The organism is Paraflavitalea soli, from assembly GCF_003555545.1.
Taxonomy (GTDB): Bacteria; Bacteroidota; Bacteroidia; order Chitinophagales; family Chitinophagaceae; genus Paraflavitalea; species Paraflavitalea soli.
The window spans coordinates 4578369-4594799 of sequence record NZ_CP032157.1 but is presented as its reverse complement, the minus strand read 5'-3'; the positions used below and the strand labels follow the sequence as shown (position 1 = coordinate 4594799).

The 16431-nt window shown below is 48.5% G+C and carries 6 protein-coding genes; all 6 read left to right on the top strand.

What is annotated here, in order from left to right:
* Positions 1-5 precede the first annotated feature (5 nt).
* The 6 genes from D3H65_RS33200 to D3H65_RS17080 all read left to right on the top strand — a co-directional run bounded on the left by D3H65_RS33200 (position 6) and on the right by D3H65_RS17080 (position 16383).
* Positions 6-4298, top strand: a complete 4293-nt coding sequence (locus D3H65_RS33200) for a sodium:solute symporter family protein (RefSeq protein WP_211345509.1) — start codon at positions 6-8, stop codon at positions 4296-4298.
* Between the two features lie 325 nt (positions 4299-4623).
* Complete coding sequence (locus D3H65_RS17100) at positions 4624-7989, top strand: hypothetical protein (RefSeq protein WP_119051470.1); 3366 nt, start codon at positions 4624-4626, stop codon at positions 7987-7989.
* 14 nt (positions 7990-8003) lie between these two features.
* Positions 8004-9422, top strand: a complete 1419-nt coding sequence (locus D3H65_RS17095; RefSeq protein ID WP_119051469.1) for an SGNH/GDSL hydrolase family protein — start codon at positions 8004-8006, stop codon at positions 9420-9422.
* Between the two features lie 205 nt (positions 9423-9627).
* On the top strand, positions 9628-11493 hold the full coding sequence (locus D3H65_RS17090; RefSeq protein WP_162915683.1) for a glycoside hydrolase family 97 protein: 1866 nt from the start codon (positions 9628-9630) through the stop codon (positions 11491-11493).
* 4 nt (positions 11494-11497) lie between these two features.
* Positions 11498-14347, top strand: a complete 2850-nt coding sequence (locus D3H65_RS17085) for a glycoside hydrolase family protein (protein WP_211345508.1) — start codon at positions 11498-11500, stop codon at positions 14345-14347.
* A gap of 38 nt (positions 14348-14385) precedes the next feature.
* On the top strand, positions 14386-16383 hold the full coding sequence (locus D3H65_RS17080) for a glycoside hydrolase family 2 protein (protein ID WP_211345507.1): 1998 nt from the start codon (positions 14386-14388) through the stop codon (positions 16381-16383).
* The last annotated feature ends 48 nt before the right edge of the window (positions 16384-16431 follow it).

Sequence of the window (16431 nt, the reverse complement as noted above, 5' to 3'; positions counted from 1 at the left end):
ATACCATGAACTCAACCATAGATACAACCGTCATTGTAGTTTTCTCGATCTTCATCATGGTGATCGGTTTCCTGTTTGCCCGCACAGGCAGGAACCTGAAATCATTCTTTGCCGGTGGTGAAGCCGTACCCTGGTTCATAGGTGGATTGTCTTTATTCATGAGTTTCTTTTCCGCAGGCACTTTTGTCGCCTGGGGATCTATTGCTTACCAACATGGCTGGGTGGCCATCACCATTCAATGGACCATGTGTATCGGTGGCCTCATCACTGGCCTCTACCTGGCACCCAAATGGAAAGCTACCGGCAATCTGACTGCCGCTGAGTTTATCCGCGAAAGGCTCGGCGCCGGGGTGCAAAAAAGTTATATCTACATCTTTATGTTGGTATCCTTGTTCATCAAGGGTTCTGTATTGTATTCCGTAGCTAAGCTGGTAGGCTCCTCATTAGGATTTCCGTTGATACCTGTTACCATTGTACTTGGTTTATTCATGATTGCCTATACCGCTGTTGGCGGTCTGTGGGCTGTAATGGTGACCGATATCCTGCAGTTTGTGATCCTTACCGCCGCCATCCTCATTATATTGCCATTGGCATTTAAAGCCGCCGGTGGTGCCAATCACTTCCTGGAACAAGCGCCACAGGGATTTTTCAAACTCGTCAATGGAGAATATACCTGGGGGTTTATACTGGCTTTTGCACTCTACCATATCTTTTATATTGGCGGCAACTGGACTTTTGTACAACGATACACCAGTGTAGACACACCAAAGTCTGCATCGAAAGTAGCTTACCTCTTTGCTGGTCTCTACATCATCAGTCCCATTTTATGGATGCTGCCGCCCATGGTATACAAGACCATCAACCCCTCCTTATCCGGGCTGGATACAGAGAATGCCTACCTCATGATCTGTAAGCACGTATTGCCGGCTGGCCTCATGGGCCTTATCCTTACAGGTATGTATTTCTCCACTTCCGCTTCCGCCAATACGGCCCTCAACGTAGTATCCGCTGTATTTACCAATGATATTTATAAGGGCTCCGTTAATCCCAGAGCGTCTGATAAAAAATTAATGAGCGTGGCCCGCATCTCTTCCTGGTTCTTTGGACTGGGTATGATCGGCATCGCCCTGATCGTTCCTTATATTGGCGGCATCGTAGAATTTACTTTAAGCATTGGCGCCATTACAGGAGGTCCCCTCCTGGCTCCACCCATCTGGGCATTGTTTTCCAAACGGCTCACCGGCAAGGCCACTATTTTTATCACCCTCGTCAGCCTTTCTGTCAACATCGTTTGCAAGGTGATATTGCCACTCACCATGGGATATAAACTCAGCCGTGCTACAGAAATGCTGGTAGGCGTAGGCTTGCCCTTCCTCATGTTGGCAGCGTATGAACTGTACGCGCGCTACAAAGGACTACACAATGAGGATTATGCATTGTATCAACAACGCAAGATCCAACGAAAAGAGAATGCCTTACAAGCTACCGAAGAAGAGACATTCGAAATAAAGAAGCAAAATAAATTTGGCCTGCAGGTCATCGCCTTCTCCCTGGCCTTTATAGCCGTATTGCTGTTCATATTGAGTTTGCTCACCGCTTCAGGCGGAGGGGTAGTGGCAGGCATTGCTGCTGTTATCCTCGTATGTGCACTGATCCCCTTCAGCGCAGCCAGGAAAGTGAAGCTGCCTGCTGCTGCCTTGCTACTGTGCTTAGTCTTGGGATGCATGTTGCCAACCAACAAGGCCACCGCACAAAAGATCACGGGTAACAAAGCAACCCTTTCTTCTGCTGCTGTACGATTACAATGGAACAAAAGCGCCAGCGGATGGCAACTGCAACAACTGTCTGTAAAGAAAGGTGCCGCCTGGATCCCTATGACCGGCGCCAGTGGAGAATATACCATCTTATTTACACAGCAAAAGCCTGATTCTATACCCCAGCCAATATATGATGCCGCAGGAAAACAAGTAATATTTCCGGAGGCACACTATCGCTATACCATTCCTGTTTGGGCAGAAGCCACCTCACCCGTTGCCATGAACACAGTGGGCGAGGCCACCCGCTTTTATCCGGCAGCAGTACAATCTGCTAATGATGAATTGTCCTTCCTGCAGGAAACCAGGGAAGCGAGTGTAAGGTCCACCTGGCGTATGGATTCCCAATACAACCAGGATATCCTGGTGACCATCACATTAACTGCCAGGAAAGATGGTTATTACTCCATAGCTTCCCCTTCCCTCGCCATTGTTGATAAAAAAGAACTCAGCTGGGGAATGGTACCCGGTCATTTCCAGGGCAATGCCATAGAATCGAATTTCATCAAAGCTTTTGCCTATGGGCAAGGTATTCCAGATAAGCCTGTCGTTAGTCGTGAACGTTCTGCATCCACCCTGGCGCCCCTCATCAGCACAAAACAAGGTCTTACCCTTGCCGTGATACCCGGGTCTGGCATGGGCCGTGATCCATGGGAAGATAAGAACAGCACACAAAGTACCTGGCAACTTGGTCTGTCCTTAATGAACAGGCAGGCCCAATTAACACCCACTGTCTGGCATCCTGTATTGGGCCAGCGTGGATCTTTCCTGAAAGCAGGCGAATCAACCACCTTCAATTTCCGGTACACTGTACAATCTGCAGATTGGTATACCGTATACAAACATGCTGTGAATGATATTTACAGGCTAAAAGATTTTCTCGCCTTAAAAGAAACAAAACAATCCCTCACCAATCGTATATTATCCATGCATAGATATGTGGTGGATGACAGTACTTCTAAATGGCGTAAAGAACAATACCAGGGCCTTACCATTGGGGCGCAGGATTATTTGGGTGGCGTATATGGTGGTGATGGCGATGCCATCAAGAACGCCGACTATGGCGCCATGTGGATGCTGGCCCGCATCACCAACGACCCTGTATTACAGCAAACCCGCCTGCCTTATGCACGCAATTTCAAGATCACACAGCAGGATAACAGGCCAGGCTTTTTCCATGGAGCAGCAGCCGGACAGTATTACCTCCCTAAAAGCAAAAAGTTTACCGAAGAGTGGGGGCCCTATGTGGAACCGATCGGTACTACTTACTACGTGTTGATGGATGTTGGCAATATCTTACTCTTCAATCCCGGCGATACCGCTTTAAAACGCGAATTGAAGCTGGCAGCCGACAAGTTGCTGGCATGGATGGGTAGCGATGGCAGATGGCAGGTGGCTTACGACCACATTACACACCAGCCATTGTTTACGGAAGTGGAAGACCTGCGTCCTACTTTCTATGGGCTCGTTATTGCTTATAAATTGCTGGGCGATAAGAAGTATTTGCAAGGCGCCATCAAAGGAGCCGAATGGTATATTTCCAATGCTGTAAAAAGAGGCCGCTTCACCGGTGTGTGTGGCGATACACGTTTTGCGCCCGACTTCGCTACCGGTCAGAGCGCTCAGGCCTTACTTGATCTGTATGAGATAACGAAAAACCAACAATACCTGCAGGCCGCTATTACCACTGCCAAATTGTATACTACTGCTGTTTACACACATCCTATCCCAGGCCGTACGCAAAAGACAGCAGGTGGTATGTTGCGCCAGGACTGGGAGATCAGCCAGGTAGGTTTGAGCTTTGAGCATGGCGGTAGCATTGGTTCTGCCACTAAACACGGTCCTATCTTGTTGGCCAGTCATGCCGGTATGTTTATTCGCATGTTCTCCCTTACCCGCGATTCATTATTCCTTACCATGGCACGTGCTGCCGCCCTGGGCCGCGATGCCTTTGTAGACCCTGCCACCAGCGTGGCTTCTTATTACTGGAATACCATGAACAAGGGTGCAGGGCCTTATCCCCACCATGCCTGGTGGCAGATTGGATGGATCACCGATTACCTGTTGGCAGAAGCCGAACTGCGGTCTGCTGGCAAAGTGACCTTCCCCCGTGGATTTATTACTCCCAAGGTAGGCCCGCACCAAAGCTATGGTTTTGCAGCAGGTACCATTTATGGCAACAAGGCTCAACTCTTATTGAAAGAAGGCCTGTTGCAAACCGCCAGCCCATACCTGGATTATTACGGAGCGATTGATTCTACCAATAAAAAGTTATTCCTCATTGTATTGAACGATGATGATCAGGTGCTGCAGACGACCATTAAGGTAGATTACAATAAAGTGCTGAACAATGCAATCATACAACCCAAAACTGCCTGGTCAATCAATGCCAGTGGTAAAAGAACAATGCTGACAAACACCAACAACTGGCCCCTGTCCATACCTGCTTATGGGATACAAGTAATTGAGATTAGTTACCAATAGAACTGGTGCTATTAGGCAAGACCGCTTGGTAGCACCACGAAGCACCAGTGTATTTAGCCCCTTTAGAGCTTGTCCCGCAATAGCGGGAGGCCGCCGCTTGGTAGCAATTAAACGCGGACTTGTTTTTCGGGGCCTTTAGGTCCCGCCGCTTCGTAGCAATTAAACGAGATTTTGTTTTTGGGTGCCTTTAGGTACCCCCGCTTTGTAGCACCACGTATCGAAAGTGTATTTAGCCCCTTTAGGGGCCGCCCAAAGCGACGATTAATTATCAAATATGATATCATCTTATAAATATTTTCTCTTAAACGTCCTTCTTTGTTGCACAATGGCCGGCAACACCGCCCTTGCCCAACAAAACAACTACTTTATAGAAGCAGAAGACTTCCAGTTCAAAGGAGGGTGGGTAGTAGAACAGGAAGGCGGCAAAGGTTTTTCGGGTAACCAGATACTTCGTGTGTTATCCGGTAAGACCAAAGCCGTGGATGCCCTCACCGTGATACCTGTGAAACAAGCGGGTACCTATGCGGTGTGGGTACGCTCCGCCGACTTTCCTGCCGACCGGCCCGGCACACGGCTGTTCCGCCTGCTGGTGAATGAACAACCCATGGAAGAATCAGGCAGGCATGGTAAAGCAGGATTTTATTGGGAAAAGGTAGGCCAGGCAACACTCAGTGCCGGTGAAACCGTCATCCGGCTCAACGACAGCCGGGGCAATTTTGGCCGTTGTGATGCCATCGTATTATCAGCCGTAGAAGGATTTGATCCCAATGCCCAAACACTGGCCGCGCTGGCTGCTTACAGGATCAAACCCGTGGCACAACAAGCTTCACCTGTAAAATATCCGGTGTTACCATTGGCCAATACTGGCCCAGGTGCTGCGACCGTAGCGGCTATTACCAACGATCAGGTGCGCCTCCGTTTTGTGGAGGCAACCATACCCGGTAACCCCGTCAAAAGACTGGCCGCTAAAACAGAGATCAAACAAAAGGGCCGCTGGATCAGCATGGATGCCCGGCGGGAAGACCATAAAGTATTTATTATTCGCAGCGATGACCCCCAACCCGGTTTTGGTAATTTCTTCCCTTCCTGGAATGGTTCCATTGGTTTAACCGCTTTTACCAATAACGGTAAAGAGTACTCCATATTAGAAACAGATAATACCCTCAATCCCTTCCTCGCTGGTGTGGTAACAGAAGCTGTACCCGTATCAGCGAAGCAGGTGAACAGCCATACCATTGCCGTAAATTATACAGTAGGTGGTGAACAGGTATTGCAAGGCATTTGGACCCTCAATGCCGGGGCAAAGCACCTGACCGTCTCCCTGCAATACAAGCCCACTAAGGGAGGTTATTATAGCATGGGCGTAGCTGCTTTTCAAAGCATGTCGGCTGATAGCGTCACCAATGTACAGTTACCACCTATGTTCCAATACCGTCGGTTGTCGCCGCAGCCTGTTCTCTTGCCTTCGGGCATGATGCCACAGCCCGTAGCTATTGCCGAAACAAAAACAGGCGCAGGGCTGTTCAGCTCTTTTGCGAGCGGTAAAGCCAGTACATTTCCCCTGGCCTGGGGCGATGGCTGGAATAGCCCCATGGGTTTTAGCATTAAGAACGAGGTCAACCGGGTGCAGCCGGTGGCCTTTGCTCCCGTATTGGGATTCAATGATTCAAAGCTCACAGCCGGCCAAACCATCCAAAGAGAGTTTGTGATTGGGGCCATGGCTGGTGGATGGAATGAAGTGTTGGAATATGTTTCTGACAGCTTATATAAAGTAAAGGATTATCGCTCCCAGCATACCGCCTCTCTTACAACCGCTGCTTTTAATATGATCGACCTGGTCAAAAATGAAGTGTCTGCAGGATGGGATCCACAGCTCAAAGGATTTTATGATATTGAAGCCAATCCGGCCGTGGTGCCTACCGTAGTACAGGCAGCGCCATTGGCTATTGTATCGGCAGCCGTTATAAGCCGCGATGAGGATTTCTATATTACCCGTGCCCTGCCCACTATTGAATACACTTTATCACGCAGTGGTTTTCGCTGGGCCAAAGCAGTATCAGGCACCCCTTTCAACAGCGATAAAAAGTCCCTCCAGTTCAGCCCATATGGATCACAGTTTACCACCAACTATTTTGAAGGCTTGTATCAGCTCTTGGGAGAAGCCAATCCCTGGCTCATGGATATTGCCTTACCCAACGCTGCTATTCGTGCTGCAAAAGGTTATTCCGTAGAAGTGCCGGCCTGGTCGCAGGAGCTGGCCGCCTGGCGATTGACCAAAGAAGAAAAATGGTTGACCGCTGCCAAAGCCCATGCCGATCAGTTCATAGCCACCCAGGTAAACGGCAACCTCACAAAACCTTTATCAAGACTACCATTCTATAACGCAGCTTTCTATGCCTATTGGTGGGACCTCACAGATTTGTATGATGTAACAAAAGAAGACCGGTTCTTACAGGCAGCCAATGCTTCCGCTTACCATACCCTGGCCGGCATACGCTCTTTTCCACAGGTAAAAGACTCCTTGCAAACCATTCATCCAGGCAACCGGTATGAAGGCAATACCACCCTATGGTGGAAGGGTGATAAAAAATACCGGCTGGGATTTCCCCGGGTGCAAGGCGATGCCTCTGAAAAGCAGGTGCCACAAGCCCTGGTATCACCTGTAGGATTGGGCTTTGAACAACCCTTCACCTATTTTAGTCCGGATAGGGCTTCCCACCCAGTTTTTATGTCCAACTGGGCGCCCCATCTGTTGCGCTTGTACCAGTACAATCATAAAAAGATATTTGAGACCTATGCCCGTAATGCGGTGATTGGTCGCTTTACCAATTACCCCGGTTATTATGCCACAGGGTTTACTGATATCACCTTGCAGCCTGATTTTCCTTACAAAGGTCCCGATGTAAGTTCTATTTACTATCACCATATTCCTCCCCACCTGGCCTTTACCCTCGATTATATGATCACCGGAGCTATCCAGCGTTCCAATGGCAAAGTACAGTTCCCTTATGGAAAACAGGATGGTTTCGTTTGGTTCAACAACCGCGTATTCGGCGCTGGCAAAGGAACCGTATTTGGTGATGCAACCGCAAGCCTGTGGATGAAGAAAGGATTGGTGACCATCGACAAACCCGAAGTGAATTATGTAACCGCCATTTCTGATGACCGATTCTGGGTCCTCCTGCTCAATGAAGAACAAGCCACTGTGCAGGCCAATATCACATTGGGCCAGGATGTGCCCGTAACAGATGCCACAACTGCCAGCCAGTACAATGGTACAACCACCAAACGGGAAACTGTTTCCATGAAAAACAGGAGTATCAAGGTAGCCCTGCAGGCAAAAGGACTTACTGCCTTGTCATTCCCCCTTGCGGCCAAACCTGTAAATACAAAGCTGCCACCTGTCACTAATGGCATGAAGGTCATTGACCTGGGTGCTCCCTGGGGTAAATGTTTTGTTTTCAGAATACGCAGCCCTTTTGGCTGGGACTCTATTTATGGTTACCTGGAAGCAGCACCCATAGAAGGTGCTGGTGTATCGGCCACTTTCAATACACAAACCATTACAAAGAATACCTACCCCTACGAATGGTCATTCTACAAAGTAAAGGCCGGCCAGCCCGTGAAGGGAGTAGTGCAGTTGACGACGGCCGATGGTAAGTCCCGGGAAGTACCTATTGAATTTGAATAAAAAGTAACCATAGTATGCGTAATTATTTGTTTTTATCCCTGGCACTGCTTGTTGCTGCTAGCGCTTTTGCTCAGGGCAACAAAGCAGAGGGAACATATGAAGAACGGCTAAGGGCTGCCTCACAGGGAGGAGCTTCACCGCTGTTTTTTGATCCCGCCGCAGCCGATATACCCGTTATAAAACCGCTTGAATTTGACAATAGCAGGGAATGTACTGTGCGTAATGGCCTGCCCAACTTCTTTCACAAAGCTGCTGCAGGCAAATCCATTACCATGGGCTTTATAGGAGGCAGCATTACACAGGCTGTATATGGCTATCGTACACGAACTGCCAGGTACATTCAATCCCTGTACCCTAATGTTCCCATGAAAGCCATCAATGCCGGTATATCCGGAACCGGTACCGATTTGGGAGCCTGTCGCCTGCACGAACAGCTATTGCAATACCACCCTGATATCATATTCGTTGAATTTGCCGTCAACGGCGCTTACCGCGAAGGCATGGAAGGTATCATCAGGCAGATATGGGAATTTGATCCCACTATTGACATTTGCCTGCTGTACACCATCCACCATGAACAACATGCCATCTATACGGCAGGAAAGGTGCCGGATAATGTACGCGGACTGGAAGAACTGGCCGATTACTACGGTATCCCATCTATTCACCTGGGTGTGCAGCCAGCTTTGATGGTACAGGAAGGAAAGCTGGTCTGGCGCTCCGATAGTAAAACCATTCCCGGCAAGATCATTTTTTCAAATGATGGCGCACACCCCCTTCCTGAGGGCGGCGATCTGTATGTGGGCGCCATTGCCAGAAGCATGCTTACCCTGCAAAAGAAGGCCCTTTCACGCAAACATGTATTACCGGCGCCACTCCTTGCCGATAACTGGGAGAATGCTCATATGTATGCACCTGCAGAGCTGGCTGCATTCAGCAGTGGATGGAACCGGATCAATCCCAACGACAGTACATTCCTGAAACAGTTTGCTCCCTGGTTTCCTTATATCATGAAAACCGAACAACCTGGCGCCTCTTTTACATTCCGGTTCAAAGGCAATATGTTCGGCTTTTTCGATATCGGCGGCCCCGAAGTAGGGCAACTCGCTGTAGAAGTAGATGGTAAACCGGTTAAACTGTCACCGGTGCTGGCTGGTACACGCATATCCACTGTAACAGATACCGACGGCTCTGAGTTAGTAAACAGGTTTGGGCCTTTTTGTAATAACCGCTACCGTGGCCAGTTTGAATGTATCAAAGTTGTACCCGGTGAACATACCGTTACCATAAAGCTATCGCCCGTAAAGTCTGATAAGCGGAAGATACTGGGCGAAAGCCAACTGGCTGATATCACCGCCAATCCTGCCAAATACGACAGGACCGTGCTGTATCTCGGTAAGATCCTCATACGAGGCGAGGCACTGCCAAAATAAAAATGTCAGGGGCTTGTCGAAGCCTCACTTGTCATTTGGCAGCCTGATGAAGGTTTTGCTTCCGGACTTTCCGACTTCCGGACTTTCGGACTCTAAAGGGGCTTGTATTTCTTGGGAACATTCCCGCAAATTGGGAACATTCCCATTGGTTTTTAAGCGGAAAAGCCTTGCCCGCAGGCATCCCAAGGCATTAAATTTGAACCCAATGCGACTCGTGCTTACCATATGTTATTTGCTCTCTTCTTACTTGCTCAGTGCGGCAGATAACCTGCTGTTGCAAAGCCCTCATAAAAAAGTACAGGCATCCCTGTATATACAGCAGGGCAAGCTCATGTACCAGCTGGCTGCTGGTAAGCATATATTGCTCGAACCTGCTTACCTGGGATTACAAACAGATCACCGCCAGGTGGGAACAGGCGTTGATAATATAACCATTGCTCGTAAGTATACCATTACCGAAACGCTCCCCTCCCGAATCAATAGTCAGTTCGCTACCAATCATTGTACAGTATATATAATTACCATTCGGAGCAAAGCAGTACAGGATACCATCGAGTTCAGGTTGTTCGACAATGGCTGCGCTTTCCGGTATATACCGGCAGGAACTGGTCACCAACTGGTGAAGGAGGAATTAACTTCCTTTAAGATTCCCGCCAGCTCATCCGTATGGTATTTTGAAAGGAACAGCGATTGGAAACTCAAGTCCTATGCTGGTCTGTGGCAACAAACAGCCATAGAGAAATTGCCGCTTGTTTCTTCCCAGGGTGCCATACAGGGAAAGCCATTGGTGATCCAATTGCCTTCCAAAAAATACATCGTGGTTACAGAAGCGGCGCTCGCTGATTACAGCGGTATGCGCCTGAAGGCCATTGGCAATAATACCCTGCAGGTAAATTTTACAGAAGGTCCGGCAGGATTTGCTGTCAACGGTAAATTACAATCTCCTTGGCGCGTTGTGCTATATGCCAATAACCTGCAGGAGCTCGTCAATAACCAGGTGATTGAGGACCTTAATCCCGCACCCAATACCAGCCTCTTTGCTGAAACAAGCTATATACAACCCGGCAAATCCGTATGGAGCTGGATCACCCGCAATGAACACTACATGGAGCCGGCAGAGGAAAGAAAATTCATTGATGCCGCTGCCGCATTACAGTTCCAATATACCATGATCGATGAAGGTTGGGAAACCAAATGGCCCAACAAGTGGCAGCAGCTGCAGGAGCTTTGCGCTTATGCTGCTACAAGGAAGGTGAAGGTTTGGGTGTGGAAGCATTCAAAAGATATAAGAGATACCATACAGCGCAATAACTTCCTCGACAGTGTACAGATGGCCGGGGCCGCAGGTGTTAAAACAGACTTTATGAACAGTGAGGCCAAAGACCTCATTGATTTTGAGCTGGGATTCCTGGAAGCCACTGCCAAAAGAAAACTGATGGTCAACTTTCATGGTTGCCAGGCGCCCACCGGTGAAAGCAAGACATGGCCCAATGAAATGACGCGTGAAGGCATCCGTGGCATGGAGCTCAACATCATGAAAGAACCAATCCCTGCCTGGCACAATGCCGCTTTGCCCTTCACCCGCTTTCTTTGTGGCCATGGAGATTACACACCGGGCTTCTTTAGCAACAAAGCCAATACTACCTACACCCATCAGCTCGCCCTGCTTTACCTGTTCAATTCACCCTTTCAGTGTATCGCAGAAAATCCCATCACCCTTCTTAACGATCCGGTGTATCAACCCATTCTTCCTTTATTAAAAACATTACCCGTTACCTGGGACGAGACCATCGTATTACCGGGCAGTAAAATAGGCCAGCTCGCTGCATTTGCACGGCGTAAAGGAAAGGATTGGTATATAGCAGTGATCAATGGAACAGACAGTGCAACTGCGTTTACATTGCAGACCTCCTTCCTGGCCAAACAAAAAAAGTACAAAGCATATATCGTATCAGATGCTCCGAAGGATGCAGGATTTGCTGCCACGGAGCAAAACGTACACAATAAATACAGCAATCAGTTTAACCTGCCTGCTACCGGCGGCCTGGTTATCCAAATCAAAAGTGAATAATTCTATGCCGAATAGAAAAGCCTGGTATATGTTGAGCATGATGCAGTGTTGCCTGTTGGTGGGTATCGCACACAGCCAGGTACAGGTGAGCATTCCGGCCGGACAAACCGATGTGATCATTAAGAGCGGACAACGCAGTTATATTTTCTCCCCTTCTTTTGTGGTATTGTACAATGCCCTTGATCCCGGCATGGCCCTGAAGCCCGCCGGTATTAAAAAAGTAGAATACAATGTACTTACCTGGAAAGTGCAGGACAGCAGCAAGGCCGATTTTGTACAAAAGAAGGTCAATGCATCCGTAGCAGGTGATGGGTTTGATGACCGCATCCTTAGAACTAAAGCTGAATGGAGAACCGCCAACATTTTCAACGCCGGTGAAAGGACCGAAGTGAAAGCCACCGGCGCCTATAGAAAAGGAGACACCGTTTTTTTCAATATTCCTGAATCCCCCTCGTTCAAACTATCCGTCTATCTTTTGACAACTGCAAAGCCGTACCCACTTTTGCAGTATTCTTTGCGGCCTTTACGGCCAGGTTTTTATAGTGTGGGCTATACCGGCGCCCCTTCCCTGGCGCCGGAAAAAGCCGCTGCCCTCTGGCAGCCATTGATATGGCAGGAAAAGCGCATCCCCGATGCGGCTTACCTTACCCCCGCCTTCATGGCCACCCTGCCCGCTACCATGGTCAATGATGGCGTCAATACCATTGGTGTATTGGCAGCACCAAAGGAGATTCCCTTTCAGCCATTGCCTATGCTGCCCAACAGTCGCTTTGGTGTATCCCTGCTGAACCAACAGAAACAGCTGCAGCCACAGGTTTACGCACCCATGCCCGGCGGCTATTTATCTCAAATGAAACCCGGTGATACATTTGAATTTTCTTTCTACCTGGTTGCCGGGCCGCAGTCTGTTAATGACACTTACCAGAATATTGCCCAGCAGATATTCGGTTTTAAAGATTACCGCCACAATGATATTGCCTCCCTCAATGCCGCCCTGGACAATATGGTGGATTATTCCCTGTCGCAGTATGCCTGGTTTATTGACAGCCTGAAAGGTTGTGCTTATTCTACCGATGTACCAGGTGCTGTTAAGAATGTATCCAGCCTCAACCCCTTAGAACTGGCCCTGGTAAGAGATGATTCCCTAATGTTTGAAAAGCGGGCTTATCCCCTCATGGAATTTATGCTGTCGCGGGAAAAATTCCTCTTCAGTCTCGATAGTACCCAAAAGATCCAAAGTCCTTCCCGGAAGTTAAAAGGACCGATAGCGCCCTTATCCGAACTGGTAGCCTTGTACAATATATTCAGTAAGAAAAATGATTTCTACCTGCTGATGGCGCAGAAGGAATTCAACTTTGCACGTATACGCAACCTCGATACCAAAGAGAAAGGTAATAACTGGATCAATGCCATGTACCTCTACCAGGCTACCGGCGATAAAAACTATTTGCAGGCCGCTGTCACCAAAGCCAATGAATACCTGGCCGAAAGGATCACACAACCGCAAACCGGTTTCAACGATCCCATGCAGGGCAGCTATTTTTTCTGGCCTACGTTTACCGGGCGATGGATAGAGTTCCTGCAATTGTACGAGCTTACTCAGGACAAACGCTACCTCGAAGCAGCCCGTCAGGGAGCCCGTCAATATACCATGTTCACCTGGATGTGCCCTGTGATACCCGATAGTTTGATCACCGTGAACAAAGGAGGCAAAGCCCCCATGTACTGGTACCTCAAGTCCAAAGGCCACCAACAAATGTATTATCCCGAAGAGCAGGCTCCCGCCTGGCGCTTGTCAGAAATGGGCCTTACCCCCGAATCATCCGGTACCTCCACCGGTCACCGGGGCATCTTTATGGCCAACTATGCACCCTGGATGTTGCGGATTGGTTATTATACCCGCGATACTTTCCTCATGAATGTAGCAAAGGCATCCATCATAGGGCGCTATAGGAGTTTCCCAGGTTATCATATTAATACAGAAAGAACGACCGCCTATGAAAAAGTCGATTTCCCGTTACATGAGCACAAAGACCAGAGCGTAAATTCTTTTCATTACAACCATATTTTGCCCATGGCATCCATGTTGCTCGATTACCTGGTCACTGATGCCTTTGTGCGCAGCAATGGAAAGATCAGTTTCCCGTACGAATACATGGAAGGATATGCCTACCTGCAAAACAACCTCTATGGCGCACAAAAAGGACACTTCTATAGCGAAAGCAAGGTGCAATTGTGGATGCCGGCCCGCCTGCTGCACATGGACAATACCGAATTGAATTATATAGCTGCCCGAAAGGACGATAAGCTGTTACTGGCATTCACCAACCAATCCGGTAAACCAGTCACAGCTACCGTAACCATCAATCCATCCTGGGTAAGGTTCAACAGCAAGAGCACTGTTACTACGTTCACAGGTAAACTGTTGAAGGGACTTAAAGACAGCAGCTTTACCATCACCGTGCCTGCCAACGGCTTGACAGCTGTTGCGCTGGAAAGAACAGCCATACGATCATCTTTCCAGCAAAAGATATTGGATACAAGCCGTATTGCCACAAGCCATGATTATGTAAAGTTGAAGACTGGCAATGCACATGCTATGCTGTTTAACCTGGGCCAATACAGCCGTCGCTTGTATGTGTACCTGGAAGATGATGACAACAAATACAAACAGGCTTCCCTGATCTGCACCACCGCTGCCGGTAAAGAAGTACGGATGGATGACAATGCCTATCCCTTTGAATTTACGGTACCGGTTGATAGCGGACAGCCTATCCCGTTTTATTTGTTACTCACAGCTGTCGATGGTAGAGAAGTGAAAAGTGAATCAGTGGTCCTGGGCGATAAAAAGTAAGAAGTACCATAAAACCTAACCTATAAAGAATGCGGAACATGAAATTAGTACATAGCCTCCTCTTATTAATATTGCCTTTGCTGACAGCAGCACAAAGCCAATCACGCATTTCACTCAATGGCGCCTGGAACTTCACACTCGACCCTGTGAAAGTAGGAGAGGTCAACCGTTGGTATGCTACGGATTTTGTTATCAATGGTTATGATAAGGTACAGGTACCGCATAGTTTTTCAGTTGACAAACGTTACTTCTATTATACAGGAGCCGCCTGGTACTTTAAGAACTTCCAGGCAACTGCAGTGCCGCAGGGCCACCGGGCCTTCCTGCAATTTGAAGCAGTATTCTATAAAACAACAATATGGTTGAATGGCAAAAAAGCTGGCTCCCATGAAGGTGGTTATACCCCTTTTGAACTGGATGTAACAGACCTCCTGCAGGCTAAGAATATCCTGGCAATCTCTGTCAACAACGAGTGGGATACCACCACCATTCCCGGCGCCAAAACGGCTGATACTTTTTCACGGACCGATCATTCACAGCTATATGCCTGGATGAATTATGGTGGTATTACAAGACCCGTGCATCTGATCGTACGTCCGGAGGTATTCATACAAAAGGCCCAGGTCATTGCCGAACCCCAACAGTCAAAAGGAGATGCCCGCATCAGGATCAGGGCATTTGTCAATAACCTTACTGCACAGCCTGCACAAACTTTGCTGACTGCCAATATTTATTATGGTGGTCAGAAGATCGACATTAAATTTAAACCCGTAGTTACGGCTGTGCCCGCCAGCAGCAGTACGCCCTTAGTGCTGGAGGGAGTACTGCCGGCAGCGGCTGTTAAGCGCTGGTATCCCGATGAGCCCCACCTGTACAGGGCAGAAGTAATCGCAGGCAGGGATACAATGAACAAATCCTTCGGTATTCGCAGCATACAGGTGAAGGGTACCCAGCTGTTATTGAATGGTGAGCCCATTCGCATGGGAGGTTGTAACCGGCCATTGGATTATCCCGGCTATGGTTCCATCGACCCGGATAGCATATTGGTGAAAGACCTGTCCCTCATCAGGCAAGGTAGCATGGAGTTTTCCCGTATTAGTCATTATCCCGTTTCTGAAAGCCTGTTGAATTGGGCCGATAAAAATGGACTGTTGATCATTGCCGAGGCCGGCAACTGGCAAATGACTCCAGGGCAAATGGCCGATCCCCTGATGCGCGCCAAATTCCAGGCACAGATGAAAGAAATGATGGAGCGCGACTGGAATCATCCCTCCATCATTGCGTATAGCCTGGGCAATGAATTTCAGGCGCAAACCAAAGAAGGCCAGGCCTGGGTCCGCGACATGAGCACATTTGTGAAGACCATTGATACAACCCGTCTCATCACCTTTGCCAGCTACACCGTGTTCCGCGATTATGTTCAGAAGCCCGAAGACGAAGCATCACAGTATGTGGATTTCATTTGCGCCAATATCTACGGCAATCATTTAAAGCTCCTGCAAAAGGTACATGCAATATATCCCAACAAGCCCATTTACATCAGTGAGTTTGGTACCCGTTTTAATGCCGGCAATGAAGCGGCGCGTGTTGCCTACTTCAAAAGTGCCATGGAAGCCTTCAGGCAATGTGATTATTTAGTGGGCGCTTCTGTATGGACCTTGAATGATTACCAAAGCCGTTTTCCCGGCACCGATGCCGATGGTTACCGGGCCTGGGGCCTGGTAACACCAGCCCGTGAATTGCGCGAGAGTTATACTTACCTGCAGGAAGAATTTGCACCCGCCATATTGGAAGTCGTAAAGCGCGAAGCAGGCAGAATAACCGTGGCTGTTACCACACGCGCCAACTTTCCCGCTTATACCCTGCGCAATTACCAGTTACAATATGGTGATGCCCTGGTAAAGCTGAAAACCTTAAAACCCGGCGAACGGCAGGAGGTGGTGATACCACTTTCAGCGACTACCGAAAAGGAAGGTGTAAAAGTATCATTAGTAAAGCCTGGCGGATTCACAGCAGTAAGTAAAACTTTAAAGTAAGACAAAAAGAAAGTGGGCAACCCAGGTAAAAATATTGTATTGGCTCGT

Excerpts from the sequence above, each read along its gene's own strand:
- D3H65_RS17095 (WP_119051469.1), top strand. The coding sequence starts at position 8,004 with ATGCGTAATTATTTGTTTTTATCCCTGGCACTGCTTGTTGCTGCTAGC.
- D3H65_RS33200 (WP_211345509.1), top strand. The coding sequence starts at position 6 with ATGAACTCAACCATAGATACAACCGTCATTGTAGTTTTCTCGATCTTC.
- D3H65_RS17080 (WP_211345507.1), top strand. The coding sequence starts at position 14,386 with ATGAAATTAGTACATAGCCTCCTCTTATTAATATTGCCTTTGCTGACA.
- D3H65_RS17085 (WP_211345508.1), top strand. The coding sequence starts at position 11,498 with ATGCCGAATAGAAAAGCCTGGTATATGTTGAGCATGATGCAGTGTTGC.
- D3H65_RS17100 (WP_119051470.1), top strand. The coding sequence starts at position 4,624 with ATGGCCGGCAACACCGCCCTTGCCCAACAAAACAACTACTTTATAGAA.
- D3H65_RS17090 (WP_162915683.1), top strand. The coding sequence starts at position 9,628 with ATGCGACTCGTGCTTACCATATGTTATTTGCTCTCTTCTTACTTGCTC.